Genomic DNA, 25,773 nt, shown 5'->3' with positions numbered 1-25,773 from the left:
TTAATATTTATCAAACAAAAATAGGAAAATAAATGAAATTTTTAAGGTGATAATAATGGATGTTATAATTAAAGCAAAGGTAAAGCCAACTGAGGATAAATATAAAGTTAAAAAGGCAATATTAAACATATTTCCAAAGGCAAAACTTAATTTTGTTAAAGGAGAGGATGAATTTGGTAAGTGGGAAGGAGTTACTAAGAATGTAGAGAAATTTAAAGAAATTTTGAGACGGCAGGCAATTTTAGACACTGCAAGAATGGTTTTAGAAAAAGGAATTATGGAAAGTTCAACTAAATTTTACTTAAATAAGCAAGCTGCCTATGTAGGGGCGGTAAATTTTGACATAGATACACATGGAGGAATTTTTGTAAAAATAGTTGCTGATAAAAATGAAGATATTATAAAAATTATAAAAGACATTGCTCCAAGAACAAAAGGAGGAGTTATAATTAATGAGGATGAATTAGAAACTGTAAAAGAAACTAATAATACAGAAACTGAATTTAAAAAGAGTGAATAAATATTGAACCAAATTTTAAGATTATTGAGTTACTGTTTTAAAGCTTTCTTCTTCTTATATTCAATACATACTTTCCCAATGTAAATTCCAAGAATTATAACAGATACCATTATCCAAAAATTTAGTGGAAATCCTAATATTTTAAAATGCTCTAAGATTTCCTCTTTCCCAGAAGTTATTAATAAGACATGAGTCGCTTCTAAGGCATAGACACCAAAGATTCCAATTTCAAGAATTTCCATTGCCTCTCCAATGGCTACTTGATATTTTGTGTTTTCAGCCAATTGGTTTGCTATATTTCTCTCCAAATCTTCTGATATCGTTGTTAGTAATCTTGTTAAACTTGTAGCCAATTTTTCATTACTTTCTAAGATATTCTCTATTTCGATGATTCTATAAACAAGTCGTTTTATTTTTCTTTCTGCCTCAACCTTTTCTAAGAGCATTAGGTCAAAATCTCCAAAGTTGGGAGGGTAGTTATTATCTAACAATTCAATAATCTCTTTTAAATATCCACAGACAATTTCTATAACTGACAGTTCTCTATCTATTCTACTTAACTCTCCTCTAATATCTCCAATTTTTTCCAAATTTATTCCTGATTCGAGAGTTCTACTTATAATTTCTAACTTTGAGGCAATACTATTTAATTTATAAAACAAATCTCTTGAAACTCCTGTAATACTCCTTATGAATGGATAATAACATATAAATCTCTCAAACTTCTCTGGATTTGGACTTGAAATTAATATTCCAAAATCTCCAAAGATTATTAAACTATCATCTATATTAATAATATTTTTTACCTGACCTATAACTTGATTAATTTCGGGTAAAGATTCCTCAGTTATGTTTATTTTTGTCTCTGTTAAAATTGTAACATGTTTATAAACTTTCAATTCTCCATATAAAGTTTCTAAGAGATATCTCTGAGATGCCGCTATTAAATGAGACATTATTCTTGAAGATGTTAATATTGAGTCGGGTAAAATAAAGGATAGATAATCTAAACTTATAAAATTCTCTTCTTCTTCTGCCTTAAAAATTTCTGAGGAATATATACATCTTCCAAGGTAATCAACATATATAAAAAAATCTTTTTTTGCCTCTCCTCTTATTTCAGCAGTGAATTTTACAGAAGTTTCTGGAATGAAATCAATAATATTTACTGTTGTTTGATATTCAGATGTTTCAAAAATAGATTTATTTATTACTTCTCTATTTTTTGAAGTTGTAAAATATTTTATTCTCTTTTTTTGATACTCCTTTAATGTAATTCTGTCAATAAATTCGGTCATATAGTTTTTTCCAAATGGAATCCACTCTGTTAATATAACTCTTGGTTTTTCTATCTTTACAATTTTGTATCCCATAATGATACCTTCATCTTATATTCTCTTGATTTATACTTAATTTTATCTATTTGTGTGATATTTATTTCAACATTATCTCCATCTTTGGATTTTATTATGATACCATTATCAGTAATTTCAATATTTTTTATTTTACCATTTTCTTCTAATAGAGATCTATCAATAACCTTCTTGTCTTCAATATTAAATTTATATTCAACTTTTTTTCCAATACTATACCCAACTATAAATTCATTTACTCCTATAACTGACATAAGAATTTCATTTAAATATCCAGTATCTAATAAAAAATTTATATCCTTTAACGCTTCATAGGAGATATTTATAAATTTTATCTTATCTTCCCACATAAATGGGGTTGGAGAATAGTCATAATCTTTAAAAACCTTTAATTTTATAAAATAGTAGATTAGGGCAAACAAAACTATCTGCCTTAAACCTTTTCTCTTATCACCATTTGTCAATAAATTTATAATATAATGAATTTTTTGCTGATTTTCATTCATTACTACCACTCTTTAATGACTTCATATATTGGTCCATTTGGTGTCAAAGTTGATTTATACAACTTTAATTTTTTAGCCTCAAATTCACCAAAATCAATATCTTTGAATTTCTCAATTTTATCTTTTAGTTGTTTCTTATTTTCAATAAATTTAACTCTACCAATTGTTAAATGGGGAACATATTCCCTCTCTTTTTTAAATCCCAAGTTCGCCAGTTTTTTATCAACATCTTCAAAGATTTTTATAAGATTATCTCCATAAGCCCCAATCCATATAACTCTTATATAATTCATATTTGGAAAGACATTAAGTTGATTTAATTTTATTTTTACAGGTTTGATTGATAAATCTAAATTTAATATTTCATTCAGTAGATTTTCATCAACTTCTCCTAAGAATTTTACTGTTATATGTAAATTTTCTTTTTCAACTAATTTTATTCCTTTCATTTTTATCTGTTTTTGGAAATTGCTAATTTTTTCTTTTAACTCCTCTGGAATATCTATTGCTATAAACAATCTCATTTTATCACTTTAATATCTTAATAATACTGGAATTCCTTCAATTATTTCATAAACTCTCTTACACTTTTTACATATTAATTTATCTTTATTCAAATATATATCTCCCTTACAATAAGGACATTGAAATATTTCTATATATTTTTCAATCCAATTCATAAAACCACCAAATTAATATTTTAACTAAAAAGAATTTTATATAATTTAATAATATAAAATATAAATTATTAATTTTATATTTTATAAAGTTAATTTAGAGGTTGCATAATATGGAAATAAAAAATAAAAAACTTAGTTTATGGGAAGCCGTATCTATGGCTGTTGGAGTTATGATTGGAGCAAGTATATTTTCTATATTTGGAGTAGGTGCTAAAATAGCAGGAAACTGTCTTCCAGAAACATTTATGTTATCTGGATTCTATGCTCTTTTAGTAGCATATTCTTATACAAAACTTGGATCTAAGATAGTTTCAAACGCTGGACCTATTGCATACATACATACGGCTATTGGAGATAATATAATAACTGGTGCTTTGAGTATTTTACTCTGGATGAGTTATGTTGTTTCAATAGCCTTATTTGCAAAGGGTTTTGCAGGTTATTTTTTACCTCTTATAGGAGCTCCAATAACTAAATTTAATGTATCTATTTGTGAAATTGGTATTGTAGCGTTTTTTACAGCATTAAACTTTTTTGGCTCCAAAACAGTTGGAAGGGCAGAGTTTTTTATAGTTTTAATAAAACTGTTAATATTAGGATTATTTATCTTTGCTGGATTGATGACTTTACATATATCCTATTTAATTCCTAACATTTCATTATCTTCAATATACGGAACAATATTTGCTTCTGCTATATTTTTCTTATCTTATATGGGTTTTGGTGTAATAACAAATGCTTCAGAGCATATTGAAAATCCTACAAAGAATGTTCCAAGGGCTATATTCATAAGTATATTTATAGTAATGTGCGTATATGTTGGAGTAGCCATTTCAGCGATAGGAAATTTACCAATAGATGAATTAATTAAGGCAAGTGAAAATGCTTTAGCAGTGGCAGCAAAGCCATTTTTAGGAGAATTAGGATTTTTATTAATATCTATTGGGGCAATATTTTCAATTTCATCTGCAATGAATGCAACAATATATGGAGGAGCTAATGTAGCATATTCCTTAGCAAAAAATGGAGAACTTCCAGAATATTTTGAGAGAAAGGTGTGGTTTAACTCCACAGAGGGGCTTTATATTACTTCAGCCTTAGGATTATTGTTTGCATTATTGTTTAATATGGAAGGTGTAGCTTCAATAATTAGTGCCATATTTATAATAATTTATCTCTTTGTTATAATTTCCCATTATATTCTTATTGATAAAGTAGGAGGTAGAAAAGAGATAGTTATTTTTAGTTTTATTGTGGTTTTAAGTGTTTTTTTAATTTTATTATATTATCAATGGATAAATAATAAATTTGCATTTTATGGTATAATAGTAACCCTTATGGGATCATTAATTTTTGAAATAATTTATAGAAAAATGACTAACAGATCATTCTTTAATATGAAAATAACTTCCAAAATATAAAATTGTTATCTATAAATCTCCAATCATCCCTTTTACTATTATTTCAGTTGCTTCCTCTTCATCTAATCCCTTAGCCATTAATGTCTCTAACTGTTTTTTATCAACGCTACCTATTGCCGCTTCATGTGTAATTCTCGCTCTGTCATCTCTAACAACGAGTATTGGAATTGATTCAACCTCTGCATTTCCTTTTATAATTTCTGCACAATCAATATGTCCTTTACAGTATGGAGCATTTCCTTCAATTTTTAACTTTAAGGATATTTTAGAGTTATCCATCGCCGCTCCTCTACTTTTTATAATACACTTTGCATTCTCTCCATTTAATTTAACTATTTCATCAACTTTAACCACATCATCTTTTATAGCATAAGTTCTCGTCATTATATCAATTATAGCATCCTTTTTAGCATCAATTTCTTGATAAATGTCCAATGTACCAATTCTACCTTTTGTTAGGGTAAAGTTTGAAGTATATATTCCCCCTTCGTCAATTTCTACTTTTACTGTTGGTTTTACTAAAATGTCTCCTTCCATACCGTGATAGTGATACTCATTATAAGAAAATCTTGCATTTTTTCCAATTTTTATAACTCCATTCATAATATGCTTAATTCCCTTACCCTTTAAAAATGAACAGTGAGACATTAATGATATAGCACTATTCTCCTCTAATACAATTTCTACATCTATAATTTGAGATACATTTTCCTTAGTAATACCAAAACACATATGTATTGGTTCTTTAAATTTATAACCTTTCTTTACGACCATCTTTACTTTTAACCTATCTCCTTCTTCTTTTCCATCCAATATAATTCCCTCAGATCTTTCAATATTTATTATTTTATTTTCTTTAACTATAATTCTTGGACCTATTCCATGAACAACTTTTTCAGGATTATCTGATGTATATTTTAATGCTTCCATTATTTCCATCAATTCTTCTTTAACCATATTAATCCCCCATACACTTTAAATTTTAATTTCTTTGAAATTTATAACATTTTCCACAATTTTTCTTGTAAAATTCTCCAACTTCCTTTGGATCTCCACTTTTTATAACTTCTCCATTGCAAATTAAAGAAACAACATCAGCACTCTCTGCAAGTTCCTCTCTATGGGTAACAACCAATAAAGAGCATCCTTTTTCTTTTAAATAATCAAAAATTCTTTTAATTTCATCAAATGATACAATGTCAATTCCACTATCTGGCTCATCAAGAATAGCTAAATCTGGTTCCATACATATTATGGATGCCAATTCAACCCTCTTTCTTTCCCCACCACTTAATGTTTCATCAACATATCTATCTAAATACTTATCAGGGTCTAATTTAACTAACTCCAAAGATTCCCTAATTTTTTGCTCCATAGTTTCTTTATCTTTTTTATATTTCTCATTCATACCTAAGGTTAAATATGTTCTAACCTTAATTCCTTCGAATCTCGCGGGCTCTTGCCACGCTAAGGTTAAGCCCATCCTTGCTCTTTCAGTAATGCTCTTATTTGTTATGTCAACTCCTTTAAAAATAATTCTTCCCTTACTTGGTTTGTAATCAGAAACTCCCATTATTGTGTATGCCAATGTGGATTTACCTGCTCCATTCGGCCCAATTATGGCGTGGATCTCATTCTCCTTTACCTCTAAATTTATTCCCTTTAATATTTCTCTGTTACCTCTATGAACATGCAAATCTTCCACTTTTAATAACATGGTATTCACCAAAAATTATAAATAGGTCTTTTATAGATTTTCATTAAAAACTACAAAAGTTAAAATATAAATTTTGACAACATAAATAAAAACATTTCTATTAAAAAAATAAATAAAAAGTTAAAAACGCCAGGTCTCTTTGGACTGGCGACCATCGGGTGATAATAATGGCAAGAATGCATGCAAGAAAAAGAGGTCGCTCCGGTTCAAAGAGACCCTTCAGGAAAGAACCTCCTGAATGGGTCCAATACACACCGGAGCAAGTAGAACAGTTAGTAGTAGAGTTAGCTAAGAAAGGTTATCAGTCAGCACAGATTGGTTTAATATTGAGAGACACTTATGGAATACCAGATGTTAAATTAATTACTGGTAAAAAAATAAGTAAAATTATGAAAGAACATGGCTTATATCCAAAAGTTCCAGAAGATTTATTAAACTTAATGAGAAGAGCAGTCAATTTAAGAAAACACTTAGAACAGCATCCGAAGGATTTACACTCAAAGAGAGGATTACAATTAATAGAATCAAAAATTAGAAGATTAGTAAAATACTACAAGTCAAGAGGAGTCTTACCACCAGATTGGAGATACACTCCAGAAACTGCAAGATTGTTGGTCGAGCAGGCATAAAGTTAATGAATTCTCTTATTTTAATTTTTTAAGAGTGATTTTATGAAAAATAAACTTAAAATTAAAGATTTTTATATAACAATTGATAGATGTTTGATTTATAAAGATTATGGGATTATTTCAGATACACATATAGGTTTTGATATATTTTTCAACGAGGGAGGAGCTAATTTTCCACTGTTACAAAAGGATATTGTTGTAAAAAATATATTATCAATAATTGAAAAATATAAAATTAACAATTTAATAATTAATGGAGATATAAAGCATAATTTTAAGCCCTATCCAAGAGAAATTAAATTATTGAAGGAGTTTATTGATATTGTTAAAGAATATGTTAATGTTATTTTAATTAAAGGAAATCATGACACATTTATTTCTTCTACTGGTTATGAAGTTTATGATTATTTCATATTAGATAATTATTTAATTTTTCACGGAGATAAATATCTAAAAGTTTCTAATGATTTGTTAGAGAAAAAATATTGGATTTTGGGACATGAGCATCCTTCAATAAAACTTAGAGATGAAGTAGGAGCAATTATAAAATTTCCAATTTATTTATTAAATAGAAAATATATTGTTTTACCAGCATTTAATCCACTGTCTCCGGGGAATGATCTAATTAACAATCCTCCCTCATCAAAAATTATAAAAAAAGATTATCTAAATTCTGAAATTATTGGAATAACTGATATTGGATTGTTAAATTTTGGAACTCTTAAAAAACTACAAGAGTTTGCAAAAACACATTTATTCTTTTAAATAATATGCCATATTTTTTTCATCCAATATTATTCCTTTTTTCCACTTTACAAATAAGTAATATTTATCTTTTTTATCATCTGACAGTTCTTTTTCTATTCTTTTAGCTATAATTCTTATAGGGTCTTTACCCACTCTCTCTTTAAAATCTTCAAAACTTTCAAATTTTTTTGATTCTCTCTCTTCAATTATTTTCCACATGTATTTTGTCTTAATTTCAGGCAATAACTCTAATGTATGTAATTTTGTAGTAATTGGGGGACATTCATTTAAAAATCTTATAAATCTTGGTTCCTGCATCTTTACAGCCTCCATAATGACATATAAAAGTTCTGCCTTAGCAGTTGGTGTTAAATACTCATATTTTATCATTCTTCTTACATGGTCTATTTTATCCCTCTTCCCTCTACCAATATAAACTCTTTCACCCAATTGAATATCGGTATCAGGCTTTGGGATCATCTCCATTAATAAAAATTGATACTCACCAAGTCCTTGAACAATTGGCTCATCAGGTTTATCAGGATAACCATAAGGTAGATAATCTAAAACCCAAGCATATTTTTCAAATTTTTGTGGCTTGTTTTTTTTAGGAAATTTTGTTTCTTTTTTATATTGTCCTCTAACCATAAAATTCCACCCTTTATTTAAATCTATGAATTAAAATTTGCAATAAAAAAATTAAATGTATTTTTTAACAGTTTTTAGAATTTCCTCAGCATTTTCTGGAAGGTCTCTTTTGTAATATATTGCCCTTAAATCATCTATATCTACGGGTAGAATATCGACTATTTTCACTGCTGTCTTTTCATCTACTCCTAATGATTTTAATTCTTCAACTAATTTTTTTGCAGTCTCTTTATCTAACTTAGTAAATTTTTGTAAATAATCTAATGCACAACATTGTTCATAAGACAGTTCTCCAATTTTTGCCCTTTCATTCATAATTTCTAATGCCTCAGAGATCGTTACATATCTCTCTCTTAAAATTTTTTTACCAATCATTCTCTCCCTCTCAATAATATTAGAAAAACAAAATGGTAGTGTTTATTAATAGATAAAAATCAAAATAATCTATTTAAATTTTTAAAATTTATGCAGTTGCTGGTCTTAAATGTTGTGGATAAGTAATTATATGTTTGTATTTTCCTCCATCTCTCACTTTTACAATAAACGCTCTTCCTTGTTTTCCAACAACAATTCCTGTTCTTCCGTGGAATCTTGGGTGAGGCATTCCTTTATGGACTGATGGATCTATAACAATATGGACATAATCTCCTTCTTTATACTCCTTTAAAGCTCTTGTTATTGGATATAAACCTCTTTCTCTTGGATGTTTTGATAACTTCTTTCTTGTTTTTCTTCTAAATCCTTCACTCATTTCTACCATTGTTTCCACCCTCTATATTATTTACTTCATCATCATGCACTTTTAAAACATCCAATTCTTTACAAATACATTGTTTATTTAATATAGATGAAACTGATGGATAAGTTCTTTCATCATCTCCACTAATTAATTCCTTAATATATAATCCACCATCGCAATATATAATCATCTCAAAATGATTGTCATCTACTTTATTAACTTTAACTTTATATACCTTACGGACTCTTTCTAAATCAGCCCTTCTATGCAAAACTCTTTTAGGAGTTTTTTGATATATGGTTCTATTTTCAAGTTCTTTTTCAAGAAGTTTTAATTCTTCCTCATTTATTTTTTCAGAACATTCAACTAATGCTCTATATGTTTTTTTATGAGGAGTATTTTTTATTATGACTTTATCCTCTCTTTTGCCAAATTCTAAATTTAAAATCTCCACTCTTCCATCTTTATTAACCTCTTCAGCAAGTTTATTTAAATCAATTTTTCTTATTTTTGGTTCTTTAATTTCTAAGACAAAAGGTCTCCCATCTCCAAGCATTCTAACATCTATATCTTCTCTCCCTGCACCATGAAATTTTGCATCGGTTCCTTTTGTTGCCTCTAAGAATGGTTTTGCAACGATTTCCTCTACAGATGTTGGATATTTCTTCCCTGTGTAATTACAAACTTCACAACCTTTTCCTCTACACTTTCTACACGGCCATCTTGTTTGTGGAATCCCTCTAACTAATTTTCTGTATCTACCTTTTATAAATAATGGATTAACCTGCAAATAAATATTTTCAGTGTATGGATTTATATGAACAACTATGTCTGGATACTCCTTATTTGGCATTTTGTTTAATTTAACCGCCAATAATTTACCAAACTCTCTACCAAATTCTTGTTTTATACTTTCCATAAATTCTGTTTCAATCTCTTTTTCAAGTTCTTTAATTTCAGTTGGTATATGAGTTCCAATTAAAAAAGTATCAAAATCGTAATCTTTCAAAAGTTCAATAGTTTTATTTAATAACCTATCAATTTTTTGTTTATCAAATATATTCCTACACCAAGGGCAGTTTTCCTTTTCTATATTTTCATCTAAAACTTCTTTCAACCTTATTTTATTAAAACCACTTCTTACTAAAACTTTTAATAATTCTAACTCTTCTTTATAGTCAATTCCTTCCTCTTTGCATTTTTTTATTTTTGCTTCAAGTTCTAATGCTTTATATAATTTTAAAGATTTACCTCTCTCAATGTTTGTTGCATGTAACAACTTAGCATATAATCTTCCAAAACATCTATCACAGAGTGGATACTTTTTTAATATTTCATATATTTCATAATTTATTATTTCCATAATCTCGCCCTATGTAGTTTTATAGTTATGTCGATTTATTAAATTCTAATTTTATAAAAATTTAAATTATATATTTAAGGTGGTAATATGATTGCTAATGTGGATTTACACATACATTCAAGATTTTCCGGCGGGACATCAAAAGATATGAACATAGAGAATATATTAAAGTATGGAAAGTTGAAAGGATTAAACATTATTGGAACTGGTGATTGCACACATCCAGAATATTTAAAGGAAATAAAGGAATATAAAGATAGAGAACTAATTTTAACAACTGAAATTGAAGATAAAGATAGAGTTCATCATCTCATTTTACTACCTTCAATAAGTAAGGCAGAAGAACTTAGAGAAAGTTTAAAAAAATTCTCTAAGAATATTGACACAGAAGGAAGACCTAAGGTAAATATTGGTGGAAAAGAGTTATTAGAGATCGTTAAAGAAATTGGTGGTTTGATAGGGCCTGCACATTCTTTTACGCCGTGGACATCAGTTTATAAGTCGTTTAATTCAATATACGAGTGTTATGAAAAAAAACCAGATTTTGTTGAACTCGGTTTATCGGCAGATACCGATATGGCAGATATGGTTCCAGAACTAAGAGATTTGCCATTTTTATCAAATTCAGATGCTCATTCCTATCATCTACACAGATTGGGTAGAGAATTTAATCAAATAGAGGTTGATTATATAGGTGGAATAGAGGATAACTTTGAAGAAATAAAAAAAGCAATAAAGCATAATAAAATAATTGCCAATTATGGATTAGACCCAAAATTAGGAAAGTATCATTTAACTGCCTGTTCTAAATGCCATACAAGGTTTAAGTTGGAGGATGCTAAAAAATACCATTGGAAATGTCCAAGATGTGGTGGAAGTATAAAGAAAGGAGTTTTAAGTAGAGTTGAAGAGTTAAGTGATGGGAAAATAGAACATCCTAAATTTAGACCTCCATATTATAGAATAATTCCATTGGCAGAGATTATAAGTTTAACCCTTAATAAAGGAATATTTACAAAAACTGTTCAAAGTTTATGGAAAGAATTTATTAAAAAATATGGTAATGAGATAGAAGTATTGATAAATGCAAATATTGAGGAATTATCTAAAATTAACCCAAAAGTGGCTGAAACTATAAAGAGGTTTAGAGAGGGAAGAATATATATCTATCCAGGTGGTGGTGGAGAGTATGGAAAAATATCGTTCAAGCCACAAAAAGTTGATTGGTATAAGGAGGAAATAACATTAGATAGATGGCTGAAATAGAGTTAAAAATTTTTTATTATTTTGTAGCAAAAATATGTATTTAATAATAATTAATCTTAGATTTTTTCTGATTTTAAAATTTTTGAAAATTTATTGAGGTTAAGTATTACTTTTAAATATAATATGTGAATATAAAAATTATTAAATTAAAATAATTATTTTTTATAAGAAAATGATAAACTTTCTTTTTTACATGCACTCATACACTCAAAGCATCTTACACATTCCATCTGGTTTATTTTATCAACATCTACTATTTTTATCTGCATTGGACATTTTCTCTCACACAATTTACAACCAACACACTTATCTTTATTTAATTTTAATTTAAATATTGAAATCTTTGAAAATATACTTAACAATGCCCCTACTGGACATACATATCTACAAAAGAATCTTGGATAAATAAAACCTAAAATTAAAAATAAAATTAGCAATGAATCAGATAATAAATATAAATCAGTAAATACTTTAAATCCAAATGTATAACCTAAGACAATAACTACAATTAAAACAAAATACTTAAAATATTTTAGTTTATTGTGTATATACTCTGGAACCGTTGGGAGTTTTTTTATCTTAAAAATTTTTACTCTCAATTTATATGTTAAATCAAATAAGAATCCAAAAGGACACATCCAGCCACAAAATATTCTTCCACCAATAATTGCCAAGATAATGGCTATAATTCTAAAATTAGAAAAGTTACCATATCCAAAAATAAAGTTCCAAACAAAACCTATTATACTCAAATAAAAACCTGTTAATAATGCCCTTACAAAAAAGAATGTTTGAGATATTTTCCTCAATATTTGAATTTTGTCATATTTTCACCATATTTATGGAATAAAAAAATTCAAAATCATTAAAATAATCTTATATCTATACTATATAAAAAGATTTTTAACTAATTATTTAAAAAGAAGGTTATACAAAATTAGATAATTCTAAATATAAAATATACACAATTATTCATAAAAATAATTAGTTTTTGTATGAAAATGATAAACCTCCTTTTTTACAGTTACTTTTACACTCGAAACATCTAATGCATTCTTTTTGGTCAAGATTTTCAGTTATTTTTATTTGCATCGGACATTTGAACTCACATAACTTACATTTAACGCAGTTATCATTTGTTTTTAGTTGAAATATTGGCTTTATTGAAAATATCGATAAAAATGCACCTAATGGGCAAAAATACCTACAAAATGCCATGGGAATAAAGAAAGAAATAATTAAAAAGATAATTAAAATTATAAGAGAAATAACTGTTCCATAAAGATTAGTTAAAAATCCAATTGGACAAACTTGACAAAAGGCATAAGTTGATAAATAGTAAGTTAATATTAAAGAAAGTATTAATACTACATATCTTAAATATATTAATTTATTGTGAATTTTCTCATCAACCTTAGGAAGTTTTTTTATCTTAAAAATCTTTACTCTTAATTTATAGGATAATTCAAACAAAAATCCCAATGGACACATCCAGCCACAAAATACCTTCCCCAATAATAAAGTTAAAACAACAATAATAATTAATTTAACAATCAACTGTCCAAAAGTTCCTTTTAAAATAAATTTTTCAATAATTCCAAAAAAGCACAAACAAAAACTTGTTAAGAAAACAAAATAAATAAAAAAGAAAATTTGAGATATTTTTCTCAATATCTGAATTTTATCCATTTATAACCACCCAAGTAAAATATCTCTTAAATTTATCGTTGAGAATAGGAAAGATATTATTTTATCAATCCACGATGAGTTTTTATTTGATGAATTTTTATTTTTTTCAATAATACATTCAGCTATTGCAACTTTTATAAATATTGGTGAAATATGATAATTTTTTACAATATATTTTAAACTAGTATTATTAGGAACATTTATTTTTAACTTTTCTTTTAAACTTTTTGGATCTATCTTATATAATTTACAGATTTCTTCAATATTATATGATTCTAGATCTTTATAAGACATATTTACGAATTTATTTACAATTGTAGGTGGTGGCTCACTGTGATCGCAAATTCCATCATGATTAGTATCTATATACATTCTGCACATTCCAGGATAGGGATCATTAACTTTTCCAAAAGGACAGTCATTCCAAGCATAGGATAATGTTAATATTGATAAAAATAATAAGATGGTAAGGAGTTTCCTCATAATAGACACCACTTTATTAATATTTATTTTATTTTAAATTTTTAAAATTATTACCTTATATTAAGATGTTATGAATGAATATTATAATAACCTAACGGTTCGTATTTCGTTTTAGTCTTTTTAATATATTACGCAGAATTCGAGATTATTATATTTATATATAACAATATGTTTATATAGATTTTTAAAATAAAAAAAGATTTTGAAAAATAACAAATATTTTGTTTATCCTCTTGGCTCCTTAGCTTTAGGTCTCAAACCTTTATAACCACATTTTCTACACTTTGTAGCTCTCCATGGATTTCTTGCATTACATCTCATACATATTTTTTTCATAAATAATCTTTTCATTGCCTCTTCGAATGGCATTGTTTCACCTTCATTTATTTTTTAAATATTCCTCTTGGATTTTTATAATATCAGTTGAATTTTTAGCCTGAGAATATCTTCCTAATAGTTCGTAATTAACATTTATAAATGTTTCTACCCACTTAAAACATCCAGTTAATTTTAGTGCCTCCTCTTTAAAGTTAGTTATATATAGTGCGGCGATAAATGCTTCTAAGGTTGACAACATACACGGCTTACCATAATTTACTGGGTTGCAGGCAATTAAATATGGCAATGCTCTTTGATTCTTAAATTTAAATTTTTTAAATATTAATTCTGCCTCTTTCCAAGAGCAATCTAAGGCAGTAATTCCAAACTTTTCTACAATTTTTCTATCTTCTGGAGAAATAGCTTTTTCTGAAAAAGGATTTAAAATAATTGAGTTTTTTGGAACTTTATAAGGGTTTTTTAATAAAATTGCTTTACCCATTTTAGCCATTTTTAGAGATGTGCATTTTTTTGGATTACATTGGTTTGCGTGATATATGAAAAGTTTGGGCATTTTTATCACAGTGATTTTAGAGTGTAGTAAAAAGAATTAAAATGTGAAAGTGATATTTATCCTTTACTGTTTTGTGGTGATAGCAAATGGACAATGTTAAAATACTGTTAGATGATCCAAAAAAGGCAGTTATTTATGTTTCTAAGCCTATAATTGTTGCTACATTTATTGAGTCAATATACAGTTTAGTAGATAGTATTTGGGTTTCTGGATTGGGATATAATGCATTAGCCGCCATAGGGGCGAGTTTTCCTATACTGATAAGTGTATATGCAATTAGTTGGGGTTTAAGTATAGGAATAAGTTCTGGAATTTCAAGAAAAATAGGAGAAAGAAATAAAAAAGAGGCAAATAAAGTGGCTAATCATGGAATTGTTTTGGCAATTATTATGGGGATTTTGTTTATTATATTAGTTTATCCAAATCTTAATAGTATATTTAGTTTAATGGGAACCTATGGATTGTGTAAAACTTTGGCAGTAGAATATTCTAAAATCTTAGTTTTAGGAGTTATTATAATTAATTTATGCGACGCTCTTTATGGAATATTTAGAGGAGAGGGTAATACAAAAATTGTTATGATAGCGAGCATTGTTGGGACAGTTTCAAACATCATCTTAGACCCAATATTTATTTACAACCTGAACTTAGGAATTAGTGGAGCAAGTATAGCCACAATATTATCAGTTTTTATATCTCTTTTGATACTTTCATATAAATTATTTATAAAAAAATCATCTTACATTACCGTTAATTTAAAAAATTTTAAACCAGATTTTAAGATTATTTCTGACTTAATTAGAGTAGGACTCCCTACATCATGTATAGATTTAACTGTTGCATTATCATTTTTCATAATGACATATTTAATTATGTTAGTTGGAGATAGTAGAGATTTGGCTGTATATACTGGAGCATTGAGAATAACTGAATTTGGATTTATTCCAATGTTAGGATTAGCAAGTGGTGCTACATCAGTTATAGGAGCGTCTTATGGAGCAAAAGAGTTCAAAAAACTAAAAACAGCATATTTTTATACTATAAAGATAGGAGTTTTGATGGAGATTGTTATAGTTTCTTTAATAATTCTATTTGCACCAATATTAGCGTATTTATTTACCTATACTAAAATTTCAATGGGAATTCACGAGGAGTTAGTTAAGGCGTTAAGAATTATTCCATTATACTTAATCTTTACTCCTTTTATATTAACTACATCAGCGTTATTTCAAGGTATTGGAAAAGGGGAAAAATCTTTAATAATCGCTATTTTTAGATCTCTAATATGTCATATCTCTTATGCATACATATTTGCAATAATTTTGGGCTTAGGGATATTTGGAATATATATAAGTTTAGTATTTGGCGACTTTACATCTGGAATTTTTTCTCTGATATTTGGAATAATTGCAATAAATTCAATGTTAAAGTTAGAGGGAAAATATAGAAGTTAATTTTTTAATTTAAAACTATATTATAATAAATCAAAAAACTACTTAGGAGATTAATATGTTTGGATATGTTTTAAGTGGAGAGTATGAAGAACTTCCTTATGGAGAACTTATGGCATTGTTGAACATATATAAATATAAAGGAAATGTTGAGAGGTTAAAGAGATATGTTTTAACTGAAAATAGCCCAGTTAAAGAAATAATTAAGAGAAGTGGATATGTAGATGAGGGACATAGAGTTATTTTTAGATATAATTTAGAAAATAGGGATATAAACTTAATAGATGAGATTACAAAAGATTTTATTAATACATTTAAATCATTTATTGATAATATAGAATATTATCCAGATATTGATGAAAATAAATCATTTGCCGTTAGAGTTTTAAAACTACATAAAGATGATTTTACAAAAAAGATAGATTCTTTAAAGATTGAGAGAGAGATAGGAGGAATTATAAAACTAAAAACTAATGCTAAAGTAAATTTGACAAAACCAGATGTATTAGTTAGAGTAGTTATCTTAAAGGATTCATTTATTATTGGGAATGTATTAGGCATGAGAGATAGAGAATATTTCCAAAAAAATAGACCTCATTTAAGAAAATATTTTCATCCAGGATGTATATTGCCTAAATTAGCGAGGGCTATGGTAAATTTAGCAAGAGTAAAAGAGGGAGATATTGTTTTAGACCCATTCTGTGGAACTGGTGGATTTTTAATTGAGGCGGGATTAATTGGGGCTAAACTTATTGGTTGTGATATTGATTGGAGAATGTCCTCTGGAACTTTAATAAACCTTGAAGAATATAATTTAATAGATAAAGTAATAAAGGTTAAGAGGTTAGATGCTAAATATGTAAAAGATTTTTTAAATGAGTTGGGAATAAAAGAAGTTGATGCTATTGTGACAGATCCTCCTTATGGAATTTCTACTGCTAAAAAAGGAGAAATTGAAAATATATTAAAAATACTTCCAGATGTCATTAAAAAGAATGGATATTTTGTTTTTGCCTATCCTAAAAAAATAGACCTTAATGATATGGAATTAGAAAGTCTTTATAAGATATACATTCATAAGGGACTTATAAGGCATATTCATGTTTATAGGAAGATTTAGAATAGTGAAAATATGGAGTTTTCAGAATGGACAAAAAATAGGAGAAAGTTAAATAATTTGGATGAATTAAAAAAAGATATTATTGAGCAATTTAAAGAAAAGAATGTATTAAATGAAAAAATTGTAGTTATGGCAAGTGGTGGAAAGGATTCTTCAACTGCAATAGCTTTAGCTGAAGATTTAAATTTAAAAATAGATGCATTAATACATTTTTACCATAAATGGAGTTGGGATGTTTCAAAAAAAATGGTTGAAAAAATCTCTCAAAGATACAATATCCCAGTCATATATTACGATATAACTAACGAATTGCTAAAAAGGATTAAAGGGGCTAAGGGAAGTAGTATTTGTAGAATATGCAAAAATATAATGAAAGATAAGGCAGTAGATATAGCAAAAGAGAGGGATATTAGAATAATTATGACGGGAGACTCTGCTCTTGAAAAAGTTTCTGGGGCTGTAATGAACTATTTGAGAGAGGTTTATGGAGAAGTTGTCTATAATAAAATGGAACTCACACCAGTTCCTCAAAAGTATAGTAAAGGTAAAGATAAGGAAATTTTATTTTTTAGACCATTGATAAGATTATCTTATGAAGATGTTTTAAATTTGATGAAATATTACAATATTGAAATAGAAAAGGCACATGAAGTTGGAGACAAGTTTGGTTTTTGGAGAGAAGGTTGTTGTTTGCAGTATGCTGATGAAGATGTAAAATTAAGTGAAGATTTATTTAATGAACTATATAAATACAACAAAATAGTTACAGAGGTTGCAAAAAAATATAATTTTAGGGCGTCAATAAAACTTCCATCTAAAAAAATTATCGTAGTTCCAAGAAAGGAGGAATATGTAAGGTTAATTAAAAAATCTTTGAGGGATTTATATGAAAATTAAAGTTTATAGATTGGGAATTTTAGAAGGTTTTATAATATTTTTAATTCTATTAATATTAGCTATATTGATGCTACCTTTATTTTTAGTAATATTGGGGGTATTTTTAATCTATATTTTGGTTAAATATAAAGTAAAAGGTTTTTTTAAAAAAATATGGTATAAACTTAAGAGAAAGAAGATAAAAATTGAAGATGTTTCAAATAATGGCTATGTAAAAATAAACTTTGGTAAGAGGATAGAGATAGAAGATAGTTCAGATAAACTAAAAAATATTTCCTTAAATAATTTAGATAACTTAGATGAAACTACAAAAACCTTTATATATTATTTAAAAAATGTGGGGGCGGAGTTAAAAGATGATGGAATATACTTTAAAGGATACAAAGTATATCCTATATTTAAAAAAACTTATCCGATAAATGAAATTATAAAACTAAATTATCCTGAAAATATTGATGCAGTTATTTTGGGATTAAAAGGAGAACCTTATGAGCCAAAATATTTATATTTAATACCAAAAGAGTTTTTAAAAGAAAGAATGCATATTGATGAAATTAAAAAATTTGAAATTAAAGTTTAATTTTTTATAAATTAACTATTGCCACATCCTTAATATTTGGAATTTCTTTTATTTTCTCTATAACCTCATCAGGAACTGTGTGATCTAAGTTTAACAGCATTACACTCTCTCCTCCCGGCTCTTTTCTACCAACCTGCATACTTGCAATGTTTATTCCATAATCTCCAAGAGTTATACAAACTTTACCAATTGTGCCAGGTCTATCTATGTGTTTGATAATTGCCAAAACACCCTCTGGAATAAAATTAACTTCATATCCATCAACTTCTAAGATAACTGGTTTATTGTTTATTATACTTCCAACAATTGAAAACTTTTTATTATTACTTTCAGCATTTATCTTAATAGCATTTCCATATTTTTCCTCAGATGTAGTAGTATTTTCAACTACATTGATGTTTCTATTTTTGGCTATAACAGGAGCATTAACTAAGTTAATTCCTGCCAGCAATATTGGAGATAATAATCCTTTTAAAAAGGCTCTTTTTATTAAATCAGTTTTTTCTTTTGATAATTCTCCTGAGTAAGTAATTTCCACTCTATTAACTGATCCATCTAATACCTGCATAACTATATTACCCATAAGTTCTGCCAATAACATATATGGCTTTAATTTTCCTAACTTTTCTTGAGGTATATTTGGCATATTTACAACATTTTCGGCAAGTTCTCCTCTCAAAACTTTTTTTATTTGTTCAGCAACTATTGTTCCAGCCGCCTTTTGAGCCTCTTCAGTAGATGCCCCTTGATGAGGAGTCCCAATAACATTATCCAATGTTAATAAAGGATTGTTCTTTGGAGGTTCTTCTTCAAAAACATCTAATGCCGCCGCTCTAATTTTTTTATTTTTTAATGCCTCATATAGTGCTTTTTCATCTATTAATCCTCCTCTTGCACAATTGACAATTATTGCATTCTTTTTCATTAATGCAATTTGTTCTTTACCAATAATATGTTTAGTTTTTGGAGTTAAAGGAACATGAAGTGTTATTACATCAGATCTCCTACATAATTCATTTATATCATCAACCAACTCAACTCCTAATCTTTCAGCAACTTCCTTTGGGATGTAAGGATCATATCCGATAATATTCATTCCAAATGCCTTAGCCCTTTTAACAACTTGTTGTCCAATTCTTCCTAAACCAATAACTCCAAGAGTTTTTCCATATAACTCAATTCCCTTAAACCTCTTTCTATCCCATTCTCCCCTTTTTAAAGATGCCGTAGCTTGTGAAATATTCCTTGCAGCGGCAAGCATTAAACCCATTGTTAATTCAGCCACTGAAATTGATGAAGCGTCTGGGGCATTAACTACAATAATCCCTTTTTCAGTAGCGGCATCAACATCTATGTTATCAACTCCAACCCCAGCCCTACCTATAACTTTCAATTTTTCAGCCTTTTCAATAACATCTCTTGTAACCTTAGTCCCACTTCTTACAACTAAAACATCAACATCTCTAATTTTTTTCAATAATTCCTCTTTAGACAATCCTATTGCGATTTCAACATCTCCAATCTCTTCCAATATCTTTATAGCCTCTTCGTGCAGTGGATCTGTAACCAATATTTTAACCATAATCTATTCACCAACATAGGATGTTTTTTGTATTAATGTCATTTATAGAGGGGGTATAAAAGTTTTTAAATTAATAATGAAGAAATTAGATCTTCCTTATGAGAGGTATTCAAATCTCATTAATACATTATAACATAAACAAAACTATATAATAAACTATAATAATGCAATATAAGATCAGTTCAGTATAGATGATTTATCCTAATCCTATATATATGTGTATAGTTTATAGCTTTGTGCAAAATAAAATAAATTTTATAAGGAAATTTGAATGCCTTCCTTTTGGAAGGCATTCATTAATGCCTTATTTATTATAACTACTTTATATAGGTATTTTGGTGAAAATTATGGAGGCAGTGTTAGTTTTAGAGAATGGAATTGTCTTTAAAGGAAAAGGTTTTGGAGCAGAAAAAGAAGTTTTTGGAGAGTTGGTTTTTACAACAGTTATGACTGGCTATGTGGAAGTTTTAACAGATCCTTCCTATAAAGGACAGATTGTAATGATGACCTATCCCCTACAAGGAAACTATGGCGTTAAAAAAGAATGGTTTGAGTCAGATGGAATAAAGGCAGAGGGCTTTGTAGTTAGAGAAGTAACTAATAAAGCCTTAGATGACTTTTTAAAAGAGTATAATGTCCCTGGAATTCAAGATATAGATACAAGATTCTTAACAAGAAACATTAGAGATAAAGGGGTCGTAAAAAGTTGTTTAAAAGTTGCTGAAGAAATAAGTGATGAGGAAATTAAAGATTTATTAGATAAAGTTAAAAAATATAAAGATATATCAGATATTGATTTAGTTCCATTAGTTTCCACTAAAGAAACGATAATTCATAAAACTACCAACAGAAAAGCAAGGTGTGTTTTAATTGACTGCGGAGTTAAGATGAATATAATAAGAAGTTTGGTTAAAAGAAACTGCGAAGTAGTTCAAGTTCCATACAATACAAAATATGACGAGATATTGGAATATAAACCAGATTTTGTTTTAATTTCTAACGGTCCTGGAGACCCTGCAAGGTTAAAAGAAGTTATTAAATGCATTAAAAATTTAATTGGAGTGGTGCCAATAACAGGAATTTGTTTAGGAAATCAACTTTTAGCCTTAGCTTTTGGAGGAGAAACATACAAAATGAAGTTTGGTCATAGGGGTGGAAATCAGCCAGTTAAAGACCTAAAAACAGATAAAGTTTATATAACTTCTCAAAACCACGGATTTGCCGTTAGAGAGGAAAGTTTGCCTGACGATGTCAAAGTGAGTTTTATAAACTTAAACGATATTACAGTTGAAGGAATTATGCATAATGATCTACCAATATTTTCAGTTCAATTCCACCCAGAGGCGAGACCTGGACCACATGATACAATGTTCTTATTTGATGAGATGATTAAGTTAAAGGATAGAAAATAATTATTATAAAATTTAGACATTTACACAGTTAATTTTTTGATGAAAATAATAAAACGTAGTCACCTAAGAGTAAAATAATAACTAAAATTATTGCTAACTCTATATTACCTCTAAGTTAATTCTAATAATTTATTAATTGATCAGATAATTATTGAATTAGTGTTTAATAATTTATTATTTTTTTATTTTCTTTAATTTTAAATTTTGTCTATTAATTAAAATATTTAAATGTAAATAGTAAAATTATTCTGGGGAGAAATATGAGCTATGAAGAGATTAAATCATTAATTGGAATTCCAAAAAAAATTTACAACGAGTTATCTAAAAATAAAAAAGTCAATACTTTTTTAAAAATGTCTAATATAATGGCTGTGGGTAGGTTAGGATATAACGATCACGGAAAGACACATTCAAAAATTGTAACTAATAACGCAATAAAGATATTGAAAATATTATATAAAAAAGGGATAAAGCCAAGTTTTATGAAGGATTGTAAAGGAAGTTTTGAAGATTCTTTGGTTATAACAATTATGGGAGCGTATTTACACGATATAGGAAATGCTGTTCATAGAGATATACATCATTTACACTCTGCCTATTTATCTATAAATATTATTGAAGAGATATTAAAAAAATACTACGATGAAGAAAAGGCTTATCAAATGACTACTGAAATATTACACGCTATTTATTCACACAGCGAGGGAATTATGTCTTTAACTATCGAAGCAGGAGTTATTGCAGTTGCTGATGGAACGGATATGACAAAAGGAAGATCAAGAATTCCAATATGTAAAAAATGCTATGATATCCATTCAATTTCAGCGGCATCTGTAGAGAAAGTTATAATAAAGGAAGGAAAGGAAAAACCGGTTAAAATTGAAGTAATTTTATCAAATGAGGCAGGAATATTCCAAATTCAAGAAATTTTAGGGGAAAAAATAAAGTGGAGTGGTATAAAAGATTACATCTCAGTATATGCAAAAGTAGAGAAGGAAAAACCAGTATTTGAAGAGATTAACTTTTAATCAACGACTTTTGGCTCTTCTTTGTATTCATCAATTTCAAGTTTTTTATTTTCTTTGTTATTTTCTAAGTATTTTAAAAATTCTTCTAAGTTTGAAGATCCTATTTTTGATAATGACTCATTAACAACTATAGCCATTATTTCATTTTTTATAGTTTTCAATTTATCATTTAACTCCTCTATCTCTTTATTAATTTCCCATCTTAATGATTCAAGTTCTTTTGTATCAATATTATCAACAGTTTCCAACATTTTAACAATATCAACAAAAATAGGAATATTAGTAAATTTACTCAACTTAGGTAATAATGACTTTACAATTTCAGAATATCTTTTAATATGATTTATATTTGTATCCAAGGTTTCAAAATCTTCAAGAATATTTTCTAAATAACTAATTTCATCCTTTGTTTTTATGTATTCTTTATATAAATCCCTCAATTTCTCTTTATCATTAAAATCTTTCTCCATCAATAACAATTTAACAATTCTCTCAACATTGTCCAAATTTTTCACCTTTTAACATTTCTTATATTTACTAATGCTCCATGCCTTGCCTTTTTCATCTCAAATCCACTCATTAAAGATCTTCCAACGCCTAAAAATTCTTCATCCTTTATTAAGACTACTTCATCGTTGTAGGATATATTTTCATTGCAATCAATGAATCCTGGAGGGAAAAGAGAACCTTTTTTAATATTATAATTTACTTCCACATAGTTAATATTTCTCTTTCCAACATTCCATAATAACTCTCCTCCTTTCAATGTTAATACAAGTAATCCATTCTTAGGATTTATAGAGGCGATCTGTATATTTTTATTTATAAATATTTGCTTTCTGTGATTTATAAATATTTCATTAGGAATGAAATTTATACCAAACTGAAACTTTGCAAGTTGCTGAATGTTATGAATTTTCTGCTCTTTTTTATTAATATTTAGGTTTTCTGTTAAATACTTATATTCTTTTAATGTATTTGTTAAATTCTCTAAAGATTCTTTTGATGTAGGATTATCCTTTGAAGTAACAATTATATTATCTAAATCTAAAATTTCAAGGTAATTTTTTGGTAGATGAGCAATAACAATAAAATCTTTGAATTTATTCTTAACTTTCTTTAAAAAGTTTTTTAGACATTTATTTATTAATTCTATTTCTTCAAAACTCCAATTTCCAGTTACTGGAATGTCATAATTTACTACTCCCTCCAAAGGTCTTGGAACTAAACCGTAAGGAGATGTAAGTATAACTTCCTCTACTACAACCTTTGCAGATTTTATTGCATTTATGAACTTTTGATGTGATTGAGATATAGAATATGGCTTTTTTGATGAGCAAGGAAGTAAAACCACTATATTAGAATAAGGCTCATATCTATCCAACCTATCTAAATATTTTTGAACTTCTGGAATATCTATATTTGCGGTAACTATAATTTTATTCTCTTTTGATAAGGGAATATTTCTTAAATCTGGCTTATACCTTCTATAATTTGCCCATAGATATGGATAAGATATAGATGTTTCCTCTACAATATTTCTTAAAAATCCATTTTTTATACCTAATCTAACTTCTTCCAATATCTCTCTATAAACTTCTCTATTGTAATTTAATAACTCATCAAAATTATAATTATTTAGTTTTAAAACTCTATTTTTTGTAAATTTGTATCCTAATGAAGCATATAACTTTGCCAATGAATCATCGAAGTAATCAACACCCATATAAACCAAAAGTGGAATTTCCCAAGGAAACACTGCTGGAAAGTAAATTGCTGAATTTGGAGATATTTTTTCTCTAATCTTTGGAATTATTTGTAGTTCTTTTCTTTCTATCAATCTTCTACCATCACCTATTATGTATAAATCTACATCTTCCAGTTCAATTAAATCAATATGCTTACCAAAATTTAATATTTGATACTTAATTATCTCTCCCTTATATTCAACAGTTCCAGTAAAAAATTTTTTAAATAGAGTTGTTAGTTCTCTATGAACATCAAATGGCATCTTAATACCATTAACTTCAATGTCAATGTTTATTAAATTTGGAGTCAATTCTTTATCTTTTTCTTTGCATAATCTTCCAATATCGTAGGCAATCGGTTCAAGCATCTTATCACATTTTTAAGTTTTAATTTTATCTTTTTAATTAATTTTAGATAAAAACTTAAATAAATACCTAATGTTGAATAGTTAAAACAAAGATAGATAATTAAAATTAAATAAAGTGAAAATATGAAACCAAGAGTATTTGTGAAAAACTTGTCTAAATATTTTGGTAATAAAAAAGTTCTTAATAATATTTCTTTTGAGGTTTATGAAGGAGAAATTTTTGGAATATTGGGACATAATGGGGCGGGAAAAACAACTACTTTGAGGGTATTGGCGGGGATTATTGAAGATTATGAAGGATATGTTGAAATTAATGGAAAAATTGGTTATTTACCAGAAGAAAGAGGGCTTTATAGAGATGAAAAAGTTGTAAATGTGTTAAAATTTTTTGGAGAATTGGCGGGAATGAAAAAAGAAGAAATTAATAAAAGTATTAACTATTGGTTAAATAAATTAAATATTTACAATTACAAATTTTCAAAAATTAAAGAGTTATCTAAGGGGAATCAACAAAAAGTTCAGTTTATTGTGTCAGTTATGCACAATCCAGATATTATTATTTTAGATGAGCCATTTTCTGGTTTAGATGTTTTTAACACTAAATTATTAAAAAATATATTGTATGAATTAAAAAACGAAGGTAAAACTATACTTTTATCAACGCATCAGTTGGAAAAAATTGAGAGATTGTGTGATAGAGTTTTAATAATAAAAAATGGAAAAGTAGTTCATTATGGAAGAATTGAAAATATTTGTAGAAAAATGGCATACATCGAATATTTAGAAAATGGAAGATTGATAAAAAAAGAAATTCCATACAATGAGGCAATAAAAATTTTAAAGGAAAGTGCTGAAAATGTCATTAAATTTGAAGTTAGATACTCATTAGAGGAGTTATTTTTTGAATAATTAAA

At 27.4% G+C, this 25,773-nt stretch carries 30 protein-coding genes; 12 read left to right on the top strand and 18 right to left on the bottom strand.

What is annotated here, in order from left to right:
* Window positions 1-55: 55 nt before the first annotated feature.
* Entirely contained in the window at window positions 56-520 is a 465-nt protein-coding gene (locus tag HZY31_RS00295) for an RNA-binding domain-containing protein (RefSeq protein WP_297317493.1), read from the top strand.
* Window positions 521-549: 29 nt separating this feature from the next.
* On the opposite strand, the gene HZY31_RS00290 is transcribed toward HZY31_RS00295, so the two are convergent.
* Genes HZY31_RS00290 through HZY31_RS00275 form a run of 4 tightly spaced genes read right to left on the bottom strand, consistent with a single transcriptional unit; the run spans window position 550 to window position 3,079 of the window.
* A complete protein-coding gene (locus HZY31_RS00290; RefSeq protein WP_297317492.1) occupies window positions 550-1,893 on the bottom strand; it encodes a hypothetical protein in 1,344 nt (447 codons plus the stop codon).
* Complete coding sequence (locus tag HZY31_RS00285) at window positions 1,875-2,399, bottom strand: hypothetical protein (protein ID WP_297317491.1); 525 nt, start codon at window positions 2,397-2,399, stop codon at window positions 1,875-1,877. The genes HZY31_RS00290 and HZY31_RS00285 overlap by 19 nt, the downstream gene beginning before the upstream one ends.
* Before the next feature lie 2 nt (window positions 2,400-2,401).
* Window positions 2,402-2,923, bottom strand: a complete 522-nt coding sequence (thpR, locus tag HZY31_RS00280; RefSeq protein ID WP_297317490.1) for an RNA 2',3'-cyclic phosphodiesterase — start codon at window positions 2,921-2,923, stop codon at window positions 2,402-2,404.
* A 9-nt stretch (window positions 2,924-2,932) separates the two neighbouring features.
* A complete protein-coding gene (locus HZY31_RS00275) occupies window positions 2,933-3,079 on the bottom strand; it encodes a Trm112 family protein (protein ID WP_297317489.1) in 147 nt (48 codons plus the stop codon).
* A gap of 110 nt (window positions 3,080-3,189) precedes the next feature.
* Between HZY31_RS00275 and HZY31_RS00270 the strand changes: the two genes are divergently transcribed.
* On the top strand, window positions 3,190-4,500 hold the full coding sequence (locus HZY31_RS00270; RefSeq protein ID WP_297317488.1) for an APC family permease: 1,311 nt from the start codon (window positions 3,190-3,192) through the stop codon (window positions 4,498-4,500).
* 9 nt (window positions 4,501-4,509) lie between these two features.
* Here HZY31_RS00270 and HZY31_RS00265 read toward each other — a convergent pair whose 3' ends face one another.
* A complete protein-coding gene (locus HZY31_RS00265) occupies window positions 4,510-5,457 on the bottom strand; it encodes a SufB/SufD family protein (protein WP_297317487.1) in 948 nt (315 codons plus the stop codon).
* Window positions 5,458-5,482: 25 nt separating this feature from the next.
* Complete coding sequence (locus HZY31_RS00260) at window positions 5,483-6,217, bottom strand: ABC transporter ATP-binding protein (protein ID WP_297317486.1); 735 nt, start codon at window positions 6,215-6,217, stop codon at window positions 5,483-5,485.
* Window positions 6,218-6,384: 167 nt separating this feature from the next.
* On the opposite strand from HZY31_RS00260, the gene HZY31_RS00255 reads away from it, so the two are divergent.
* Entirely contained in the window at window positions 6,385-6,846 is a 462-nt protein-coding gene (locus HZY31_RS00255; protein ID WP_297317485.1) for a 30S ribosomal protein S15, read from the top strand.
* A 42-nt stretch (window positions 6,847-6,888) separates the two neighbouring features.
* Window positions 6,889-7,611 (top strand): metallophosphoesterase, encoded by a 723-nt coding sequence (locus tag HZY31_RS00250; protein ID WP_297317484.1) that lies wholly within the window; start codon window positions 6,889-6,891, stop codon window positions 7,609-7,611.
* On the opposite strand, the gene HZY31_RS00245 is transcribed toward HZY31_RS00250, so the two are convergent.
* From HZY31_RS00245 to HZY31_RS00230, 4 genes are all read right to left on the bottom strand, one after another.
* Window positions 7,600-8,241, bottom strand: coding sequence for a DUF655 domain-containing protein (locus tag HZY31_RS00245; protein WP_297317483.1), 642 nt, complete (start codon window positions 8,239-8,241; stop codon window positions 7,600-7,602). The two genes, HZY31_RS00250 and HZY31_RS00245, sit on opposite strands and share 12 nt — an antisense overlap.
* A gap of 51 nt (window positions 8,242-8,292) precedes the next feature.
* Window positions 8,293-8,616: an RNA polymerase Rpb4 family protein gene (locus HZY31_RS00240; RefSeq protein WP_297317482.1), complete on the bottom strand. Its 324-nt coding sequence runs from the start codon at window positions 8,614-8,616 to the stop codon at window positions 8,293-8,295.
* Window positions 8,617-8,704: 88 nt separating this feature from the next.
* Window positions 8,705-9,001, bottom strand: coding sequence for a 50S ribosomal protein L21e (locus tag HZY31_RS00235; protein ID WP_297317481.1), 297 nt, complete (start codon window positions 8,999-9,001; stop codon window positions 8,705-8,707).
* Complete coding sequence (locus HZY31_RS00230; protein ID WP_297317480.1) at window positions 8,985-10,343, bottom strand: tRNA pseudouridine(54/55) synthase Pus10; 1,359 nt, start codon at window positions 10,341-10,343, stop codon at window positions 8,985-8,987. Before HZY31_RS00230 ends, HZY31_RS00235 begins: the two co-directional genes overlap by 17 nt.
* 87 nt (window positions 10,344-10,430) lie before the next feature.
* Here HZY31_RS00230 and HZY31_RS00225 point away from each other — a divergent pair, with 87 nt between their 5' ends.
* Entirely contained in the window at window positions 10,431-11,609 is a 1,179-nt protein-coding gene (locus HZY31_RS00225; protein ID WP_297317479.1) for a TIGR00375 family protein, read from the top strand.
* Between the two features lie 155 nt (window positions 11,610-11,764).
* Here the strand turns inward: HZY31_RS00225 and HZY31_RS00220 are convergent, their stop codons facing one another.
* The 5 genes from HZY31_RS00220 to HZY31_RS00200 form a co-directional block, all read right to left on the bottom strand.
* Window positions 11,765-12,427 carry a 4Fe-4S binding protein gene (locus tag HZY31_RS00220; protein WP_297317514.1) on the bottom strand — a complete coding sequence of 221 codons (663 nt, stop codon included), beginning with the start codon at window positions 12,425-12,427 and terminating at the stop codon, window positions 11,765-11,767.
* 166 nt (window positions 12,428-12,593) lie between these two features.
* Window positions 12,594-13,298: a 4Fe-4S binding protein gene (locus HZY31_RS00215; RefSeq protein WP_297317478.1), complete on the bottom strand. Its 705-nt coding sequence runs from the start codon at window positions 13,296-13,298 to the stop codon at window positions 12,594-12,596.
* Window positions 13,299-13,781 carry a hypothetical protein gene (locus HZY31_RS00210; RefSeq protein ID WP_297317477.1) on the bottom strand — a complete coding sequence of 161 codons (483 nt, stop codon included), beginning with the start codon at window positions 13,779-13,781 and terminating at the stop codon, window positions 13,299-13,301. It abuts the gene before it with no gap.
* A gap of 225 nt (window positions 13,782-14,006) precedes the next feature.
* Entirely contained in the window at window positions 14,007-14,150 is a 144-nt protein-coding gene (locus HZY31_RS00205; RefSeq protein ID WP_010870213.1) for a 50S ribosomal protein L40e, read from the bottom strand.
* 10 nt (window positions 14,151-14,160) lie between these two features.
* Window positions 14,161-14,673: a DUF367 family protein gene (locus HZY31_RS00200; RefSeq protein ID WP_297317476.1), complete on the bottom strand. Its 513-nt coding sequence runs from the start codon at window positions 14,671-14,673 to the stop codon at window positions 14,161-14,163.
* 86 nt (window positions 14,674-14,759) lie between these two features.
* Here HZY31_RS00200 and HZY31_RS00195 point away from each other — a divergent pair, with 86 nt between their 5' ends.
* The 4 genes from HZY31_RS00195 to HZY31_RS00180 are packed head-to-tail and all read left to right on the top strand — an operon-like array spanning window position 14,760 to window position 18,721.
* On the top strand, window positions 14,760-16,127 hold the full coding sequence (locus tag HZY31_RS00195; protein ID WP_297317475.1) for an MATE family efflux transporter: 1,368 nt from the start codon (window positions 14,760-14,762) through the stop codon (window positions 16,125-16,127).
* A gap of 55 nt (window positions 16,128-16,182) precedes the next feature.
* Window positions 16,183-17,244 carry a TIGR01177 family methyltransferase gene (locus HZY31_RS00190; RefSeq protein ID WP_297317474.1) on the top strand — a complete coding sequence of 354 codons (1,062 nt, stop codon included), beginning with the start codon at window positions 16,183-16,185 and terminating at the stop codon, window positions 17,242-17,244.
* 12 nt (window positions 17,245-17,256) lie between these two features.
* On the top strand, window positions 17,257-18,141 hold the full coding sequence (locus HZY31_RS00185; RefSeq protein ID WP_297317473.1) for a phosphoadenosine phosphosulfate reductase domain-containing protein: 885 nt from the start codon (window positions 17,257-17,259) through the stop codon (window positions 18,139-18,141).
* Window positions 18,131-18,721, top strand: coding sequence for a hypothetical protein (locus tag HZY31_RS00180; RefSeq protein WP_297317472.1), 591 nt, complete (start codon window positions 18,131-18,133; stop codon window positions 18,719-18,721). The genes HZY31_RS00185 and HZY31_RS00180 overlap by 11 nt, the downstream gene beginning before the upstream one ends.
* A 4-nt stretch (window positions 18,722-18,725) precedes the next feature.
* Here the strand turns inward: HZY31_RS00180 and serA are convergent, their stop codons facing one another.
* The gene (serA, locus tag HZY31_RS00175) at window positions 18,726-20,303 is read right to left on the bottom strand and encodes a phosphoglycerate dehydrogenase (protein ID WP_297317471.1); all 1,578 of its coding nucleotides are present in this window, start codon (window positions 20,301-20,303) and stop codon (window positions 18,726-18,728) included.
* Between the two features lie 347 nt (window positions 20,304-20,650).
* On the opposite strand from serA, the gene carA reads away from it, so the two are divergent.
* Window positions 20,651-21,715: a glutamine-hydrolyzing carbamoyl-phosphate synthase small subunit gene (carA, locus tag HZY31_RS00170; protein WP_297317470.1), complete on the top strand. Its 1,065-nt coding sequence runs from the start codon at window positions 20,651-20,653 to the stop codon at window positions 21,713-21,715.
* A 260-nt stretch (window positions 21,716-21,975) separates the two neighbouring features.
* Window positions 21,976-22,743: an HD domain-containing protein gene (locus HZY31_RS00165; protein WP_297317469.1), complete on the top strand. Its 768-nt coding sequence runs from the start codon at window positions 21,976-21,978 to the stop codon at window positions 22,741-22,743.
* On the opposite strand, the gene HZY31_RS00160 is transcribed toward HZY31_RS00165, so the two are convergent.
* Both HZY31_RS00160 and HZY31_RS00155 read right to left on the bottom strand, forming a co-directional pair.
* A complete protein-coding gene (locus tag HZY31_RS00160; RefSeq protein ID WP_297317468.1) occupies window positions 22,740-23,258 on the bottom strand; it encodes a hypothetical protein in 519 nt (172 codons plus the stop codon). The two genes, HZY31_RS00165 and HZY31_RS00160, sit on opposite strands and share 4 nt — an antisense overlap.
* A complete protein-coding gene (locus HZY31_RS00155) occupies window positions 23,255-24,859 on the bottom strand; it encodes a DUF5591 domain-containing protein (protein ID WP_297317467.1) in 1,605 nt (534 codons plus the stop codon). Before HZY31_RS00155 ends, HZY31_RS00160 begins: the two co-directional genes overlap by 4 nt.
* Before the next feature lie 123 nt (window positions 24,860-24,982).
* Between HZY31_RS00155 and HZY31_RS00150 the strand changes: the two genes are divergently transcribed.
* Entirely contained in the window at window positions 24,983-25,768 is a 786-nt protein-coding gene (locus HZY31_RS00150; RefSeq protein WP_297317466.1) for an ABC transporter ATP-binding protein, read from the top strand.
* Window positions 25,769-25,773: the final 5 nt, after the last annotated feature.

The organism is Methanocaldococcus sp., from assembly GCF_024490875.1.
Lineage (GTDB): Archaea > AGJL01 > Methanococci > Methanococcales > Methanocaldococcaceae > Methanocaldococcus.
The sequence above is the reverse complement of the archived record's forward strand: the minus strand, read 5'-3'. Positions and strand labels throughout refer to the sequence as shown.